Raw genomic sequence first — 15,298 nt, 5'->3', positions numbered from 1 at the left:
GAGAGAGCGCTCAGCCCCGACTATGACGCGGGTTGGGGCCACGAATGGCCGTGACGTGGGTCACATTGCTGGACAGGGTGTCAGCTGTCGAAGCCGAGCCCCAGCTTGTCCATGGTCTTCAGCCACAGATTGCGGTGTCCGCCGTTGGCGTCGGCATGGGCGAGGGACCGCTTGGTGATCTCGATCCCGGCCCAGGCGAACGGCTCCGGCGGAAACGGCATCGGCTTCGAGCGGACCATCTCCAGCCGGGTCCGCTCGGTCTCCTCACCGGCGAGCAGATCAAGCATCACATCGGCCCCGAAACGCGTCGATCCGACGCCGAGACCCGTATATCCGGCGGCGTACGCGACCCGTCCCTGATGGGCCGTCCCGAAGAATGCGGTGAAGCGGGAACAGGTGTCGATCGCGCCGCCCCAGGCGTGCGAGAAATTGATTCCGGAAAGCTGCGGAAAGCAGTCGAAGAACTGCTCCGCGAGTTTCAGGAACGTCTCGGGACGCTGGTCCAGATCGGCACTGAGACGGCCCCCGTACGGATAGATCGCGTCATATCCGCCCCACAGGATCCGGTTGTCCGCGGAGAGCCGGAAGTAATGGAACTGGTTGGCGCTGTCGCCGAGTCCCTGGCGCCCCTTCCAGCCGATGGATTCCACCTGTTCGGGCGTGAGGGGTTCGGTCATCAGCGCGTAGTCGTAGACCGGTACGGTGTACGGGCGGACCCGCTTGAGGAGCGACGGGAAGATGTTGGTGCCGAGCGCGACCCGGCGGGCGAAGATACGACCGTACGGCGTACGCACCGCCATCCCGGAGCCGGAGCGGACCAGGTCGAGGCCCCGCGTGTGCTCGTAGATCCGTACGCCCAGCTCCTGGCAGGCCCGCTTCAGGCCCCAGGCGAGCTTGGCCGGATGCAGCATCGCGACGCCGTTCCGGTCCCAGAGCCCGCCGAGGAAGGTGGGCGAGTCGACCTCGGCGCGCAGGGCGTCGCGGTCCAGGAAGTCCACGCCGCTGATGCCGAGCTTGACGATCTCCTCGTGCCATTCCCGCAGCTCTTCGAGCTGGTGCGGCTCGGTCGCGACGTCGATCTCGCCCGTCCGCTCGAACTCGCAGTCGATCCCGTAGCGGGCGACGGCGGCCTCGATGGCGTCGAGGTTCCCCTCCCCCAGCTCCTCCAGCTCGGCGATCTCGTCCGGCCACCGCTCCACGCCGTTGGCCAGGCCGTGGGTGAGGGAGGCGGCGCAGAAGCCGCCGTTGCGGCCCGAGGCGGCCCAGCCCACCTCGTGCCCCTCGATGAGGACGACGTCCCGGCCGGGGTCGCGCTCCTTGGCGATGAGCGCGGTCCACAGGCCGCTGTAGCCGCCGCCGATGACCAGGAGGTCGGCGTGCTCGTCGCCGGTGAGGGCGGGGAGGGCGTCGGGTCTGGCCGGGTCGTCGAGCCAGTAGGAGACCGGCTTGGCGCCGGAGAGGGATTGTGCAGCGATACTCATGGCGGCTGGGGCCATGGTTTCCAACTCCTTCAGGACTTTCAGGTTCGAGCGTTGCTCTTCCGCCGGCTCGCGATGAGCTGGCCGACGAGGACCATCGTTACCGCAATGACGAACATGGCGGTGCCGATGACGTTGATCTGGACGGGCGTGCCGCGCTGTGCCGATCCCCAGACGAACATGGGGAAGGTGACGGTGGAGCCCGCGTTGAAATTCGTGATGATGAAATCGTCGAACGAGAGCGCGAAAGCGAGCAGCGCACCCGCCGCGATTCCCGGTGCGGCGATCGGAAGGGTCACCCGTACGAAAGTCTGCACGGGGCCCGCGTAAAGGTCGCGGGCGGCTTCCTCCAGTCTCGGGTCCATCGACATGACGCGCGCCTTGACGGCCGTCACCACGAAGCTGAGGCAGAACATGATGTGCGCGATCAGCACGGTCCAGAAGCCGAGCTGGGCGCCCATGTTCAGGAAGAGCGTGAGCAGGGACGCGGCCATGACGACCTCGGGCATCGCCATCGGCAGGAAGATCAATGAGCTGATCGCGCCGCGTGCCCGGAAGCGGTAGCGGACCAGCGCGAAGGCGACCGCCGTGCCGAGCGCGGTGGCCCCGAGCGTCGCCCAGAACGCGATCTGGAGCGAGAGCGAGAGCGATCCGCAGAGATCGGCTACGCCGCAGGGGTCCTTCCAGGCGTCCAGCGAGAACCGCTGCCACGCGTAGTTGAAGCGGCCGTTGGGCTTGTTGAACGAGAACACCATCACGACGATGTTCGGCAGGATCATGTACGTGAGGGTCAGCAGACCCGCGATGACGATCAGGTTCCGGCGTATCCAGCGCAGTACGGGCATCAGACCAGGTCCTCCGTCCCGGAGCGGCGGATGTAGAAGGTGACCGTCAGCAGGACGATCGCCATGAGGATGAAGGAGAGCGCGGCGGCCGTCGGATAGTCCAGGACCCGCAGGAACTGGCTCTGGATGACGCTGCCGACCATCTTGGTGTCCGTGGAGCCCAGCAGCTCGGCGTTGACGTAGTCGCCGCTGGCCGGGATGAAGGTCAGCAGGGTGCCGGAGACGACGCCGGGCATGGAGAGCGGGAACGTCACCTTCCGGAAGGTGGTGGCGGGGGTGGCGTAGAGGTCGCCCGCCGCCTCGTGCAGCCGGCCGTCGATCCGCTCCAGAGAGGTGTAGAGCGGCAGGATCATGAACGGCAGGAAGTTGTACGTCAGACCGCAGACGACCGCCATCGGGGTGGCCAGGACCCGGTTGGACTCGGTCCAGCCGAGCCAGCTCGTCACGTCCAGGACGTGCAGGGTGTTGAGCACGTCCACGACCGCGCCGCCGTCGGCGAGGATCGTCTTCCACGCCAGCGTACGGATGAGGAAGCTGGTGAAGAACGGTGCGATGACCAGCACCAGCACCAGGTTGCGCCAGCGGCCCGCCTTGAAGGCGATGAGATAGGCGAGCGGGTAGCCCAGCAGCAGGCAGAGGATCGTGGCGGTGCCCGCGTACAGCAGGGACCGGATGAACTGCGGGTAGTAGTCGCGCAGCGCGTCCACGTACGTCTGGAAGTGCCAGGTGACCTCGAAGCCCTGCTCCAGGGAGCCGGTCTGTACGGAGGTGGAGGCCTGGTAGACGAGGGGCAGCGCGAAGAAGACGAGCAGCCAGAGGATGCCGGGGAGCAGCAGCCAGTACGGGATGAGCCGCTTGCGGGTGGAGGGCTTGCGGAGCGTGAGCTTCCGGGGCTCCTCGGGCTGGGCGGGGGGCGCGGGCGGCGCTTCGGTGAGGCTCACTCCGCGTCCTCCACGCTGGTGGCGCCCGCGGCGATGTCCTGGTCGGCGTCGAGGCCGAAGGTGTGGGCCGGGTTCCAGTGGAGGACGACCTCGGCGCCGACCTGGAGTCCCGCACGCCTGTCGACGTTCTGCTCGTAGACCTGGAGGGCGGTTCCGGCCGGGCTCTCGACCACGTACTGCGTGGAGACGCCGATGAAGCTGGAGTCGGTGATGCGGCCGGTGACGCGGTTACGGCCTGCGGCGATGTCATCGGCGTCGTCCGCGTGGGCCAGGGATATCTTCTCGGGCCGGATGCCGAGGAGAAGCCGGCCGCCGCTGGTGGTCGGCGCCGAACATCGCTCGCGGGGCAGCGTGAGCTTCCCGCCGCCCGCGGCCACCACCAGGTCCTCGCCGGTCGACACGATCTCGCCCGCGATGAGGTTGGAGGTGCCGAGGAAGTTGGCGACGAACGTGGTGCGCGGGTTCTCGTAGAGGTCGGCGGGGGCGCCGAGCTGCTCGACGCGGCCACCGTTCATCACCGCGACGGTGTCGGCCATGGTCATGGCCTCCTCCTGGTCGTGCGTGACGTGCACGAAGGTGATGCCGACCTCGGTCTGGATCCGCTTCAGCTCAAGCTGCATCTGCCGGCGCAGCTTGAGGTCGAGGGCGCCGAGGGGTTCGTCGAGCAGCAGGACCTGCGGGTGGTTGATGAGCGCGCGGGCGACGGCGACGCGCTGCTGCTGGCCACCGGAGAGCTGGTGCGGTTTGCGGTGGGCGAAGTCGCCGAGCTGGACCAGCTCCAGCATCTCGTCCACCTGCTTCTTCACCGACTTGATGCCGCGCCGGCGCAGCCCGAAGGCGACGTTCTCGGTGATGTCCAGGTGCGGGAAGAGCGCATAGCTCTGGAAGACGGTGTTGACCGGCCGCTTGTACGGGGGCAGGTCGGTGATGTCCTTGCCGCCGAGGTGGACCGTGCCGGTGGTGGCCTCCTCCAGCCCCGCGATCATCCGCAGGGTGGTGGTCTTGCCGCAGCCGGAAGCCCCGAGCAGGGCGAAGAAGGAGCCCTGGGGGACGGTCAGGTCGAGCGGCTGTACGGCGGTGAAGGAGCCGTAGGTCTTGCTGATCCCGACGAGGCGGACATCGCCGCCCGCGGTCTGCTGCTGCTGTGTCATGGGTCGCGGTCCCAGTGGGTTCGGGGGAGTTCGGAGAGGGCAGAGCCAGTGGGCGGTTGCCGGGTCAGGCGCCGATGAGTTTGGCGAACTTCTCTTCGTACGCCGTCTCTTCCTCCGTGCTCAGGGAGCGGAAGGAGCGGGACTTCGCCGCCATCTCCCGGTCGGGGAGGATCAGCGTGTTGGAGGCCATCGACTTGTCGATCTTGGCGAGTTCGTCGCGTACGCCGTCGACCGGGCAGACGTAGTTGATGTACGCGGCGAGCTGCGCGGCGACCGGCGGCTCGTAGTAGTAGTCGATGAGCTTCTCGGCGTTGGTCTTGTGCCGGGCCTGCGCGGGGACCAGGAGGTTGTCGCTGGAGGTGATGTAACCGGCGGCCGGGATCGCGAACTTGATGTCCGGGTTGTCGGCCTGGAGCTGGATGATGTCCCCGGCCCAGCCGACGCAGGCGGCGATGTCGCCCTTGCTGAGGTCGGCCGTGTAGTCGTTGCCGGTGAAGCGGCGGATCTGCTTCTTGTCGACGGCCTTCTGGAGCCGGCCGATCGCGCCGTCGAAGTCGGTGTCGGTGAACTTCCCCGGGTCCTTGCCCTGGTCGAGGAGGGTCATGCCGATGGTGTCGCGCATCTCGGAGAGGAAGGAGACGCGCCCCTTGAGCTTCGGGTCGTCGAGGAGCTGCGTGACCGAGTCGACCTTGCGGCCGCCGGTCGCCTTCGCGTTGTACGCGATGACCGTGGGGATGCCGGTCCAGGGGTAGGAGTAGGCGCGGCCGGGGTCCCAGTCGGGGGTGCGGAACTGGGCGGAGACATTGGCGAAGGCGTGCGGGAGGTTCGAGGGGTCGAGCTTCTGCGCCCAGCCGAGCCGGATGATGCGGGCGGCCAGCCAGTCGGTGACGCAGATGAGGTCGCGTCCGGTGTTCTGGCCGGCGGCGAGCTGCGGTTTGATCTTCCCGAAGAACTCGACGTTGTCGTTGATGTCCTCGGTGTACTTGACCCTGATCCCGGTGCGCTTGGTGAACGCGGCGAGGGTAGGCCGGCTCTTCTCGTCGTCGCTGACGTCCATGTACTCGGTCCAGTTGGAGAAGGTGACTTCCTTCTCCTTGGCCGAGTGGTCGTCGGCGGCCGCTGCTCCCTCGGCGCGTCCGGCGGGCGGGATGCCGCAGGCGCCGAGGGTGGCTATCCCGCCCAGCGCGAGGGCGCCCATACCGGAGGCGCGCAGCAGGGAGCGGCGGGTGAGGGCGCCCCGGCCGCTGGTCAGGGAACGCCTCATGGCCGCCGACTGGACCGGCGAGAGGCGCTCGGGCTCGTAACTCTCCATACGCGTGTGCCCTTTCGGGTGGGAGGCCGCTGGGGCCTGTCGTGAACAGGCCCCGGTCACGCGGCAGCTGCTATCGGTCCCCGAAGATCGTGCGGTGCCAGTCCTTGCGGGCGACCGCGGTGTTGTCGTACATGACGTGCTTGACCTGCGTGTACTCCTCGAAGGAGTACGCCGACATGTCCTTGCCGAAGCCGCTGGCCTTGTATCCGCCGTGCGGCATCTCGGAGAGGATCGGGATGTGGTCGTTCACCCACACACAGCCCGCCTGGATCTCGCGGGTGGCGCGGTTCGCGCGGTACAGGTCGCGGGTCCAGGCGGAGGCGGCCAGTCCGTACGGGGTGTCGTTGGCGAGCGCGATGCCCTCGTCGTCGGTGTCGAAGGGGAGGACGACGAGGACCGGGCCGAAGATCTCCGACTGGACGATCTCGCTGTCCTGGGCGGCGCCCGCGACGAGGGTCGGCCGGTAGTACGCGCCGCCCGCGAGGTCGCCGCCGGGTGCTTCGCCGCCGGTGACGACCTGGGCGTAGCCCCGGGCCCGCTCGACGAAGGCGGCGACGCGGTCGCGCTGGGCGTGGCTGATGAGGGGGCCGAGGTCGGTGGACGCGTCGAAGGGGTCGCCGAGGCGGACGGTCTCCATGAGGGCGGCGACGTCGCGGACGAAGGCGTCGTAAAGGGGGCGCTGGACGTAGGCGCGGGTGGCGGCGGTGCAGTCCTGGCCGGTGTTGATGAGCGATCCGGCGACCGCGCCGTGCACGGCGGCCTCCAGGTCAGCATCGTCGAAGACCACGAAGGGGGCCTTGCCGCCGAGCTCCAGGTGGAGGCGCTTGACGGTGGCGGTGGCGATCTCGGCGACGCGCTTGCCGACGGCGGTGGAGCCGGTGAAGGAGGTCATGACGACGTCCGGGTGGCCGACTAGGTGTTCGCCCGCGTCCTTGCCCGCGCCGGTGACGATGTTGATGACGCCGTCGGGGATGCCCGCCTCGGTGGCGGCCTGGGCGAACATCAGCGAGGTCAGCGGGGTCAGCTCGGCGGGCTTGAGGACGATGGTGTTGCCCGCGGCGACGGCCGGGAGGATCTTCCAGGCGGCCATCTGGAGCGGGTAGTTCCAGGGGGCGATGGAGCCGACGACACCGATCGCCTCGCGCCGTACGTACGAGGTGTGGTCGCCGTCGTACTCGGCGGCGGCCTTGCCCTCCAGGTGGCGGGCGGCGCCCGCGAAGAAGGCGGCGTTGTCGACGGTGCCGGGCACGTCGAACTCGGTGGAGAGCTTGATGGGCTTGCCGCACTGGAGGGACTCGGCGTACGCGAAGTCGTCGGCCTGCTCGGCGAGGACGGCGGCGAACCGGTGCAGGGCCTCGGAGCGCTCACCGGGGGTGGCGCCCGACCAGCCGGGGAAGGCGGCCCGAGCGGCGGCGACCGCCGCGTCGACGTCGTCGGTGCCGGCCAGCTCGTACCGCAGGACGCTCTCGCCGGTCGCGGGGTTCACGATGTCGTGGTGGCGGCCGGACGTGCCCGGGAGCAGCTTGCCGCCGATGTACTGCGCACCTTCCGCGAAGCGGTCCTGAACCTGGAAGCCGTTGCTCATGACGCTCTCCTCCGCCGCTGTACCCGCTGTGCGGGGTCGGCGTAGCCTCTTCGTGAATTGAGTGCCGATCCTGACAGAGGGGTCCAGGCCCAACAAGTGATTCCGTTGTTGCCTTTTGGTTACGCGACGGAATCTGTCGACTATGTGTCGTGTCGGTGCGGAAATCCCCGTACGGAGTGTCAGTGGCGGATGCCACACTCACATGCCATGGGACCGATCGATGAGCTTCTGGCCGACGTGGCGCGGGGCAGGCGGGTGAAGTATCTGCCGTTCTGGGGCCACCGCCCGCGCCCGGACGGCCGGATCGGGCCGAGCTGCCTGAGCCAGTGGTGGCCGTCGCCGTTCACGGTGGACGGGGTCACCTATGCCAGCGCGGAGCACTGGATGATGGCCGGCAAGGCGCGCCTCTTCGGGGACGCGGAGGCGGAGCGGGCAGCCCTTGCGGCGAGCAGCCCGGCGGCGGCGAAGAAGGCCGGGCGGCTGGTGCGCGGCTTCGACGAGGACCTGTGGATACGGGAGCGGTTCGCCCTGGTCGTGGAGGGCAGCGCGCACAAGTTCGGGCAGAGCCATGAGCTGGCCGGCTATCTGCTGTCCACGGGCGACCGGGTCCTGGTGGAGGCGTCCCCGCTGGACCGGATCTGGGGGATCGGGCTGGCGGCGGACGACGAGCGGGTGGAGCGGCCGCAGGAGTGGCAGGGGCTGAATCTGCTGGGGTTCGCGCTGATGGAGGCGCGGGAGCGGCTGAGGGCCTTGTAGGCGGCGGGTACGACAGCGCCGCCCGGTCCGGCGGGGAGTGGTTCCCTGCCGGACCGGGCGGCGGATGCGGTACGTCCTCGGGGCTAGCCGCGGCCCTCGATGACCAGCGACGTGGCGAACGGGTCGTCCTCGTAGGTCTCGTCGAAGCTGGAATCACCGTTGGCGACGGCCCAGATGATGAAGCCGAGGATCACGGACCCGATCACGATGCCGACCGAGCCCGTGATGATCCCGGCGAGCGCCATGCCCCGGTTGGTCGCCTCGCCGCGCTTGGCCCGGCCGAGGCCGATGATGCCGAAGATCAGCGCGAGGATGCCGAGGATGATGTTCACCCCGTACATGCAGAAGCCGACGATCGAGATGATGCCGAGCACCAGCGCGGCCGTGCCGAGGCCGTTCGAGGGCTGCGGCCCCCAGGGCTGCTGGCCGCCGTAGGCGTCGTACCCCGGATAGCCGCCGTACGGCTGCGCCGGCGGGGCCGGGTAGCCGTAGTGCCCGGTGGTGGGCGGCGGCGGTGCCTGGTGGCCGGGGCCGCCCGGGCCGATCGGCGGAGGCGGTACGGCCGAGGGCGGCGGGCCGAAGCCGCCGCCCGTCGGTATCGGTCCGGTGCCCTCCGGCGCCGGCCCCGCGCTCGGCATCGACGTCACGGTCGGCTGGTTGTGGACGGCGGGCGGCGGCGGGGCCGCGTCCTGCTTGCCCAGGTCCACCCTGCTGTCCGGCGGTGCCCACGGATCGCGCGGCGCGGCCCCGCCCCCGGGCTGCTCTGTGTTGTCTGACATGGGCCTCCCCCATCGTGGTTCCGTCATGCTACGGCCCGGCTCCCCGCCGTCTCACCCCGCCTACGATGATCGGTGCAGCCGGCCGGACCACCCCTGGGCCTCCGTCCCCGGACCACCCCTGGGCCTCCGCCGATGTACACGCCGAACTGTGGGAGACAGACACATGACCGATCCACACCCCTTCATCGCCGGGCTGCCCAAGGCCGAGCTCCACGTCCACCATGTCGGGTCCGCCTCGCCCCGGATCGTCGCCGAACTGGCCGCCCGGCACCCGGACTCCAAGGTGCCGACCGACCCGGAGGCGCTGGCCGACTACTTCACCTTCACCGACTTCGCGCACTTCATCGAGGTCTACCTCTCGGTGGTGGACCTGATCCGCACCCCCGAGGACGTCCGGCTGCTCACCTTCGAGGTGGCGCGGGACATGGCCCGGCAGAACATCCGGTACGCGGAGCTGACCGTGACCCCGTTCAGCTCGACCCGGCGCGGCATCCCGGAGGTGGCCTTCATGGAGGCCATCGAGGACGCCCGCAAGTCGGCCGAGGCCGAGCTGGGCGTCATCCTGCGGTGGTGCTTCGACATCCCGGGCGAGGCCGGGCTCCAGGCCGCCGAGGAGACGGCCCGGCTGGCGGTGGAGCGGCGGCCCGACGGGCTCGTCTCCTTCGGGCTCGGCGGACCGGAGATCGGGGTGGAGCGCCCGCAGTTCAAGCCCTACTTCGACCGGGCGATCGCCGAGGGCCTCCACTCGGTGCCACACGCCGGGGAGACCACCGGACCGCAGACCGTCTGGGACGCGCTCACCGAGCTGCGGGCCGAGCGCATCGGCCACGGCACCAGCTCCGTCCAGGATCCGAAGCTGCTGGAGCACCTGGCCGAGCACCGGATCGCCCTGGAGGTCTGCCCGACGTCGAACATCGCCACCCGCGCGGTCACCGACATCGAGCTGCACCCGATCCGGGAGATGGTGCAGGCCGGTGTCCTGGTCACCGTCAACAGCGACGACCCGCCCATGTTCGGCACCGACCTGAACAACGAGTACGCGGTCGCCGCCCGGCTGTTGAAGCTGGACGAGCAGGGGATCGCCGGCCTCGCGAAGAACGCGGTGGAGGCCTCGTTCCTGGACCCCACCGGCAAGCGCCGGCTGGCCGAGGAGATCGACACGTACACGGCGAACTGGCTCCGGGGCCCCGCCCGCTGACCCGGACACACAACCGCCTGGCTGCCCCGGCCACGTAACCGCGTCGCTGCCCCGGCCACGTAACCGCGTCCCTGACCCGGACACGTAACCGCCCCGCCGACCCGGACACGTACCCGGAAAACCGCCTCCGGAGCCGCGCCTGCCGGCCCCGGTCGTCACAATGGCCCCATGGCCGACACCACCACCCGCTTCACCGCCGTCGCGCATCGCGGCGACCCGTACCGGGCCCGCGAGAACACGCTGCCCTCGATCCGCTCCGCCCTCGACCGGGGGGCGGACGCGGTCGAGATCGACGTACGCGTCACCCGCGACGGGGTGCCCGTCCTGCTCCACGACACGACGCTGGAGCGGCTGTGGGGCCATGACCGGCGCGTCGACCGGCTCACCCACCAGGAGGTGCTGGAGCTGACCGGCGGCGGGGTGCCGACCCTGCGCGAGGCGCTGGACGCCACCGACGGGCACCGGGTGATGGTGGACCTGCCCGGCTCCACGGACGCGTCGGTGAAGAAGATCGTCGGTACGGTCCTGGAGTGCGGCGCGGGCGAGCGGGCGTACTACTGCGCCGGCGCGGACGCGATGCTGCGGGTGCGCGCCGCGAACCCGGCCGCGGAGATCGCGCTGACCTGGAACACGCTCGCCCCGCCGCGCCCGGTCCTGCTGGAGGCGGTGAAACCGCGCTGGCTGAACTACCGCTTCGGGCTCGTCAGCCGCGAACTGGCCGACCGGGCACACCGGGACGGGTTCCTCGTCTCCGCCTGGACGGCCGACACCAAGCGCACGATGCGGAAGCTGATCGAGCGGGGCGTCGACTCGATCACCACCAACCGAATCGACGCCCTGCACAAGCTGCGCTCCAACTCCCGCGCGCTGAGGGGTTCTTGATCGGTCCGGCATGATGGTCGGTGCCGTGAAGTGCCGGACGGGTACCGAGGAGCAGCAGACGTGAGTGAGAGCCGACCGCAGGCCGAGGCCCCTGCCCGGATACGTTCCGACGTCGCGCACAACGCCCGGGTCTGGAACTACTGGCTGGGCGGCAAGGACCACTACCCGGTGGACCGGGCGGTGGGCGACCAGGTGACGGGGATGTACCCGATCATCGGTGAAGTGGCCCGCGCGGACCGGGCGTTCCTCGGCCGGGTGGTGCGGCATCTGGCCGGGGACGTGGGCGTCGACCAGTTCCTGGACATCGGCACCGGTCTGCCGACGGCCGACAACACCCACGAGATCGCCCAGCACACCGTCCCGCACGCCCGGGTCGTCTACGTCGACAACGACCCGATCGTGCTGGCCCATGCGCGGGCCCTGCTCAGCGGTTCGCTGGAGGGCGCCACCGAGTACGTCGACGCCGACGCGCACCACCCGGAGCAGATCCTGAAGGCGGCCGAGCCCACCCTGGATCTGGGGCGGCCGGTGGCGGTGATGATGCTCGGCATCCTCAACTTCGTACTGGACACGGACGAGGCGCGGTCCATCGTCCGTACGCTGATGGCGGCCGTCCCGTCCGGCAGCCACCTGGTGCTGACCCACCCGACGCTGGAGCTGGGCGGCGAGGGCAACGAGGCGGCGATGCGCTTCTGGAACGAGAACGCCACCCCGCCGATCACCGCCCGCAGCCGGGAGGAGTGCGCGTCGTTCCTGGACGGCCTCGACCTGTTGGAACCCGGCATCGTCTCCTGCTCCCGCTGGCGTACGAACCCGCGGGAGCCGGAGGTGGCGCAGTTCGGGGTGGTGGCCCGCAAGCCGTGATGTTCGGGTGCGGTGGCCCGGAAGCCGTGATGTTCGGGTGCGGTGGCCCGGAAGCCGTGATGTTCCGGTGCGGTGGCCCGGAAGCCGTGATGTTCCGGTGCGGTGGCCCGGAAGCCGTGAGGCTCAGGCGCCCGCCGGGACGGGGGCTGCAGGGGCGACCGCCTGCTCCAACCCCTCCAGCCGCTTGATCATGCGCCGCACGATCAGCAGCGGGATGACACCGAAGACCCCGAAGGACATGTCGATCACGGACCACCAGAACGGGATGCCCCGGATCGGGCCGCAGATCAGCGCGAGCGGGATGATCCCGGCGCAGGCGATCATGCCGAACTCGATGACCCAGATGTTGCGGACCGGGTCGCGGTAGGGCCCGTAGAAGGCGACGGCGATGACCAGGTGGGCGAAGGCCAGCCAGTCGGTGCCGTACAGCATGAAGGGCGTGTCGCGTTCGATGGTGGCGAGCCCTTCGCGGACCCGGGTGATCCACTCCATCAGGCCCGGAAGGTGCTCGGGGACCGGCGTGGACCTCAGCAGCTCCTCGCCCCAGCGGAGTTCGGTGACGAGCGGGAAAGCCGTGATGCCGCTCAGCACCAGACAGACGATGAAGAAGACCAGCCACCTGCGTATACGCCGGGTGAGGGCGTGTCGCTCGCTCATATCCGCAGCGTATGCCCGCCTTTACGCCATCTTCACGCCGCCCCTGTTACGGGTTCACAAGCCGACGATGGAGTTCCACTTCTTGGCGAAGTCCGTCCGCTCCTCGGAGGTGATGTCGCGGGCGATGGCGAGCCGTTGACGCATCGTGTCGTCGGGGAAGATCAGCGGATCCTCGGCGAGCGCCGCCGCCTCCTCGTCCTTCGAGGAGGCCAGGACGTCCCGGGCGGCGGGGACCGGGCAGACGTAGTTGACCCAGGCGGCGAGCTCGGCGGCGACCTCGGGGTCGTAGTAGTGGTCGATCAGCCGCTCGGCGTTGCGCTTGTGGCGGGCGAGGTTGGGGATCATCAGGGACTCGGCCCACAGCTCGGCGCCCTCCTCGGGAACGACGAACTCGATGTCGGGATTGTCGGCCTGGAGCTGGATGACGTCGCCGGAGTAGGCCTGGCAGGCGAGCACATCGCCGGTGGCGAGGTCCTTGATGTAGTCGTTGCCGGTGAAGCGGCGGATGTGCTTGGAGCGGACCCGGCGCTCCGTCTGCTCGCAGATCTCGTGGAAGTCGTCGGACGTCCAGCGGGTGATGTCGACGCCGTTGCCCTGCATCAGCAGCGCGAACGACTCGTCGAGGCCGGAGAGCAGGGTGACCCGGCCCCGCAGGTCGTCCGCCCACAGGTCGCCGGTGGACCGGATCTCACGGCCGAGCCGCTTCCGGTTGTACGCGATACCGGTGATCCCGGACTGCCAGGGGACGCTGTGGAGTCGGCCCTCGTCGAAGGCGGGCGAACGTAGCTGCGGGTCCAGGTACTTGGCCACGTTGGGCTGCTTCGCCCGGTCCATCTCCTGGACCCAGCCGAGCCGGACGAAGCGGGCCGCCATCCAGTCGCTGATGACGATCAGGTCCCGGCCGGTCTGCTGGCGGTTCATCAGCGCGGGGCTGATCTTCCCGAAGAACTCGTCGTTGTCGTTGATCTCCTCGGTGTACGTGACGGAGATCCCGGTCCGCTGCGAGAAGGCGTCCAGGGTGGGCCGCTTCGACTCGTGGTCGTCGTCGGTGTCGATGTAGAGCGGCCAGTTGGCGAAGTGCAGCGTGTGGTCGGTGGCGGAGCTGTCGTGTCCGGCCCGGTCCCCCGGCTCGACGAAGGCCGCGGGCACCCCGCAGCCGGCCAGGGTGGCGCCGGCCGCTCCCGCCCCGAGGGCGCGCAGCAGGGAACGGCGGGACATGGGGTTCTTCCTGATCGCTCGCACCCGCGCAGGATGCCGGTCGGCCACGGCAGCGGGCAATGGACCAAGCGTCCAGCGGGAGCGGACCGTTCCGCACACCTTGTCCAGAGCGCATACGGCCCCGGGCGCGGAGCCCGGGGCCGTATGCGTACGACGTGCGCGGCGGTCAGTCCTCGATGGACGTCATGACGTGCTTGACGCGGGTGTAGTCCTCGAAGCCGTACGCGGAGAGGTCCTTGCCGTAGCCGGACTTCTTGAATCCGCCGTGCGGCATCTCGGCGACCAGCGGGATGTGGGTGTTGATCCACACGCAGCCGAAGTCGAGGTTCTTGGACATGCGCATCGCGCGGGAGTGGTTCGTCGTCCAGACCGAGGAGGCGAGGGCGTAGTCGACGCCGTTCGCGTACTCCACGGCCTGCTTCTCGTCGCTGAACGACTGGACCGTGATGACGGGCCCGAAGACCTCGTTCTGGATGATCTCGTCGTCCTGCTTGAGGCCGGAGACGACGGTCGGAGCGTAGAAGTAGCCCTTGTCGCCGACCCGGTGGCCGCCCGCCTCGACCTTGGCGTGGGCGGGGAGCCGCTCGATGAAGCCGCTGACCTGCTTCAGCTGGTTGGCGTTGTTGAGCGGGCCGTACGCCACGTCCTCGTCGTCCGGCTGCCCGGTCTTCGTGTCGGCGGCGGCCTTGGCGAGCGCGGTCACGAACTCGTCGTGGATGGACTCGTGGACCAGGACGCGGGTCGCGGCCGTACAGTCCTGGCCCGCGTTGAAGAAGCCGGCCTCGGAGACGCCGGAGACAGTCTTGGCGATGTCGGCGTCGTCGAAGACGACGACGGGCGCCTTGCCACCGAGCTCCAGGTGGACGCGCTTGACGTCCTTGGCGGCGGACTCGGCGACCTGGATGCCGGCCCGGACGGAGCCGGTGATGGAGGCCATCGCCGGGGTCGGGTGCTCCACCATCGCGCGGCCGGTGTCACGGTCGCCGCACAGGACGTTGAAGACGCCCTTGGGCAGGATCTGGCCCATGATCTCGGCCATCAGCACGGTGGAGGCCGGGGTGGTGTCGGACGGCTTGATCACCACGGTGTTGCCCGCGGCGAGCGCCGGGGCGAACTTCCAGACGGCCATCATCATCGGGTAGTTCCACGGCGCGACCTGCGCGCATACGCCGACGGGCTCGCGGCGCACGATGGAGGTCAGGCCCTCCATGTACTCGCCGGCCGAGCGGCCCTCCAGGAGGCGCGCGGCACCGGCGAAGAAGCGGATCTGGTCCACCATCGGCGGGATCTCTTCGCTGCGGGTGAGCCCGATCGGCTTGCCGGTGTTCTCCGACTCGGCCGCGATCAGGTCCTCCGCGCGCTCCTCGAAGGCGTCCGCGATCTTCAGCAGGGCCTTCTGGCGCTCGGCGGGCGTCGTGTCGCGCCAGGCCGGGAAGGCGGCCGCGGCGGCCTCCATGGCGGCATCGACATCGGCCTGGCCGGAGAGCGGCGAGGTCGCGTAGACCTCTTCCGTCACCGGGCTGACCACATCGATGGTCCGCCCGTCCGCGGCGTCCCGGAACTCCCCGTTGATGTAGTTGCGCAGACGGCGCACCTCGGTGGTCATGACCACCCCTCCTGTCGGCTGTCCGA

14 protein-coding genes are annotated in these 15,298 nt (G+C 69.6%); 4 read left to right on the top strand and 10 right to left on the bottom strand.

The genetic code is table 11. The annotated features are described in order from the left end of the window. Positions 1-80: 80 nt before the first annotated feature. The 6 genes from ACFWRT_RS15305 to ACFWRT_RS15280 all read right to left on the bottom strand — a co-directional run bounded on the left by ACFWRT_RS15305 (position 81) and on the right by ACFWRT_RS15280 (position 7,312). Positions 81-1,496, bottom strand: a complete 1,416-nt coding sequence (locus ACFWRT_RS15305) for an NAD(P)/FAD-dependent oxidoreductase (RefSeq protein WP_380951854.1) — start codon at positions 1,494-1,496, stop codon at positions 81-83. Positions 1,497-1,519: 23 nt separating this feature from the next. Next, positions 1,520-2,323, bottom strand: coding sequence for an ABC transporter permease (locus tag ACFWRT_RS15300; RefSeq protein WP_380951855.1), 804 nt, complete (start codon positions 2,321-2,323; stop codon positions 1,520-1,522). Next, positions 2,323-3,264 carry an ABC transporter permease gene (locus ACFWRT_RS15295; protein ID WP_317817110.1) on the bottom strand — a complete coding sequence of 314 codons (942 nt, stop codon included), beginning with the start codon at positions 3,262-3,264 and terminating at the stop codon, positions 2,323-2,325. Before ACFWRT_RS15295 ends, ACFWRT_RS15300 begins: the two co-directional genes overlap by 1 nt. Continuing rightward, positions 3,261-4,415: an ABC transporter ATP-binding protein gene (locus tag ACFWRT_RS15290; RefSeq protein WP_380951856.1), complete on the bottom strand. Its 1,155-nt coding sequence runs from the start codon at positions 4,413-4,415 to the stop codon at positions 3,261-3,263. The genes ACFWRT_RS15295 and ACFWRT_RS15290 overlap by 4 nt, the downstream gene beginning before the upstream one ends. Before the next feature lie 64 nt (positions 4,416-4,479). After that, entirely contained in the window at positions 4,480-5,727 is a 1,248-nt protein-coding gene (locus tag ACFWRT_RS15285; RefSeq protein WP_380951857.1) for an ABC transporter substrate-binding protein, read from the bottom strand. Positions 5,728-5,797: 70 nt separating this feature from the next. After that, positions 5,798-7,312 (bottom strand): gamma-aminobutyraldehyde dehydrogenase, encoded by a 1,515-nt coding sequence (locus ACFWRT_RS15280; protein WP_380951858.1) that lies wholly within the window; start codon positions 7,310-7,312, stop codon positions 5,798-5,800. Positions 7,313-7,519: 207 nt separating this feature from the next. Between ACFWRT_RS15280 and ACFWRT_RS15275 the strand changes: the two genes are divergently transcribed. After that, on the top strand, positions 7,520-8,068 hold the full coding sequence (locus ACFWRT_RS15275; protein ID WP_380951859.1) for an NADAR family protein: 549 nt from the start codon (positions 7,520-7,522) through the stop codon (positions 8,066-8,068). An 83-nt stretch (positions 8,069-8,151) separates the two neighbouring features. Here ACFWRT_RS15275 and ACFWRT_RS15270 read toward each other — a convergent pair whose 3' ends face one another. Further along, positions 8,152-8,847, bottom strand: a complete 696-nt coding sequence (locus tag ACFWRT_RS15270; RefSeq protein WP_380951860.1) for a DUF4190 domain-containing protein — start codon at positions 8,845-8,847, stop codon at positions 8,152-8,154. Between the two features lie 163 nt (positions 8,848-9,010). Between ACFWRT_RS15270 and ACFWRT_RS15265 the strand changes: the two genes are divergently transcribed. The 3 genes from ACFWRT_RS15265 (at position 9,011) to ACFWRT_RS15255 (ending at position 11,791) form a co-directional block, all read left to right on the top strand. Further along, entirely contained in the window at positions 9,011-10,045 is a 1,035-nt protein-coding gene (locus tag ACFWRT_RS15265; RefSeq protein ID WP_380951861.1) for an adenosine deaminase, read from the top strand. A 168-nt stretch (positions 10,046-10,213) separates the two neighbouring features. Next, positions 10,214-10,927 carry a glycerophosphodiester phosphodiesterase gene (locus tag ACFWRT_RS15260; protein WP_380951862.1) on the top strand — a complete coding sequence of 238 codons (714 nt, stop codon included), beginning with the start codon at positions 10,214-10,216 and terminating at the stop codon, positions 10,925-10,927. Between the two features lie 60 nt (positions 10,928-10,987). Beyond that, positions 10,988-11,791, top strand: coding sequence for an SAM-dependent methyltransferase (locus ACFWRT_RS15255; protein WP_380951863.1), 804 nt, complete (start codon positions 10,988-10,990; stop codon positions 11,789-11,791). A gap of 123 nt (positions 11,792-11,914) precedes the next feature. Here the strand turns inward: ACFWRT_RS15255 and ACFWRT_RS15250 are convergent, their stop codons facing one another. From ACFWRT_RS15250 to ACFWRT_RS15240, 3 genes are all read right to left on the bottom strand, one after another. Then, entirely contained in the window at positions 11,915-12,448 is a 534-nt protein-coding gene (locus ACFWRT_RS15250; protein WP_380951864.1) for a hypothetical protein, read from the bottom strand. 54 nt (positions 12,449-12,502) lie between these two features. Continuing rightward, positions 12,503-13,666 carry a polyamine ABC transporter substrate-binding protein gene (locus ACFWRT_RS15245; protein ID WP_380951865.1) on the bottom strand — a complete coding sequence of 388 codons (1,164 nt, stop codon included), beginning with the start codon at positions 13,664-13,666 and terminating at the stop codon, positions 12,503-12,505. A gap of 166 nt (positions 13,667-13,832) precedes the next feature. Next, positions 13,833-15,272 carry a gamma-aminobutyraldehyde dehydrogenase gene (locus ACFWRT_RS15240; protein WP_319174478.1) on the bottom strand — a complete coding sequence of 480 codons (1,440 nt, stop codon included), beginning with the start codon at positions 15,270-15,272 and terminating at the stop codon, positions 13,833-13,835. Positions 15,273-15,298 lie beyond the last annotated feature (26 nt).

The organism is Streptomyces cyaneofuscatus, from assembly GCF_042718795.1.
Classification (GTDB): Bacteria; Actinomycetota; Actinomycetes; order Streptomycetales; family Streptomycetaceae; genus Streptomyces; species Streptomyces cyaneofuscatus_A.
The sequence above is the reverse complement of the archived record's forward strand: the minus strand, read 5'-3'. Positions and strand labels throughout refer to the sequence as shown.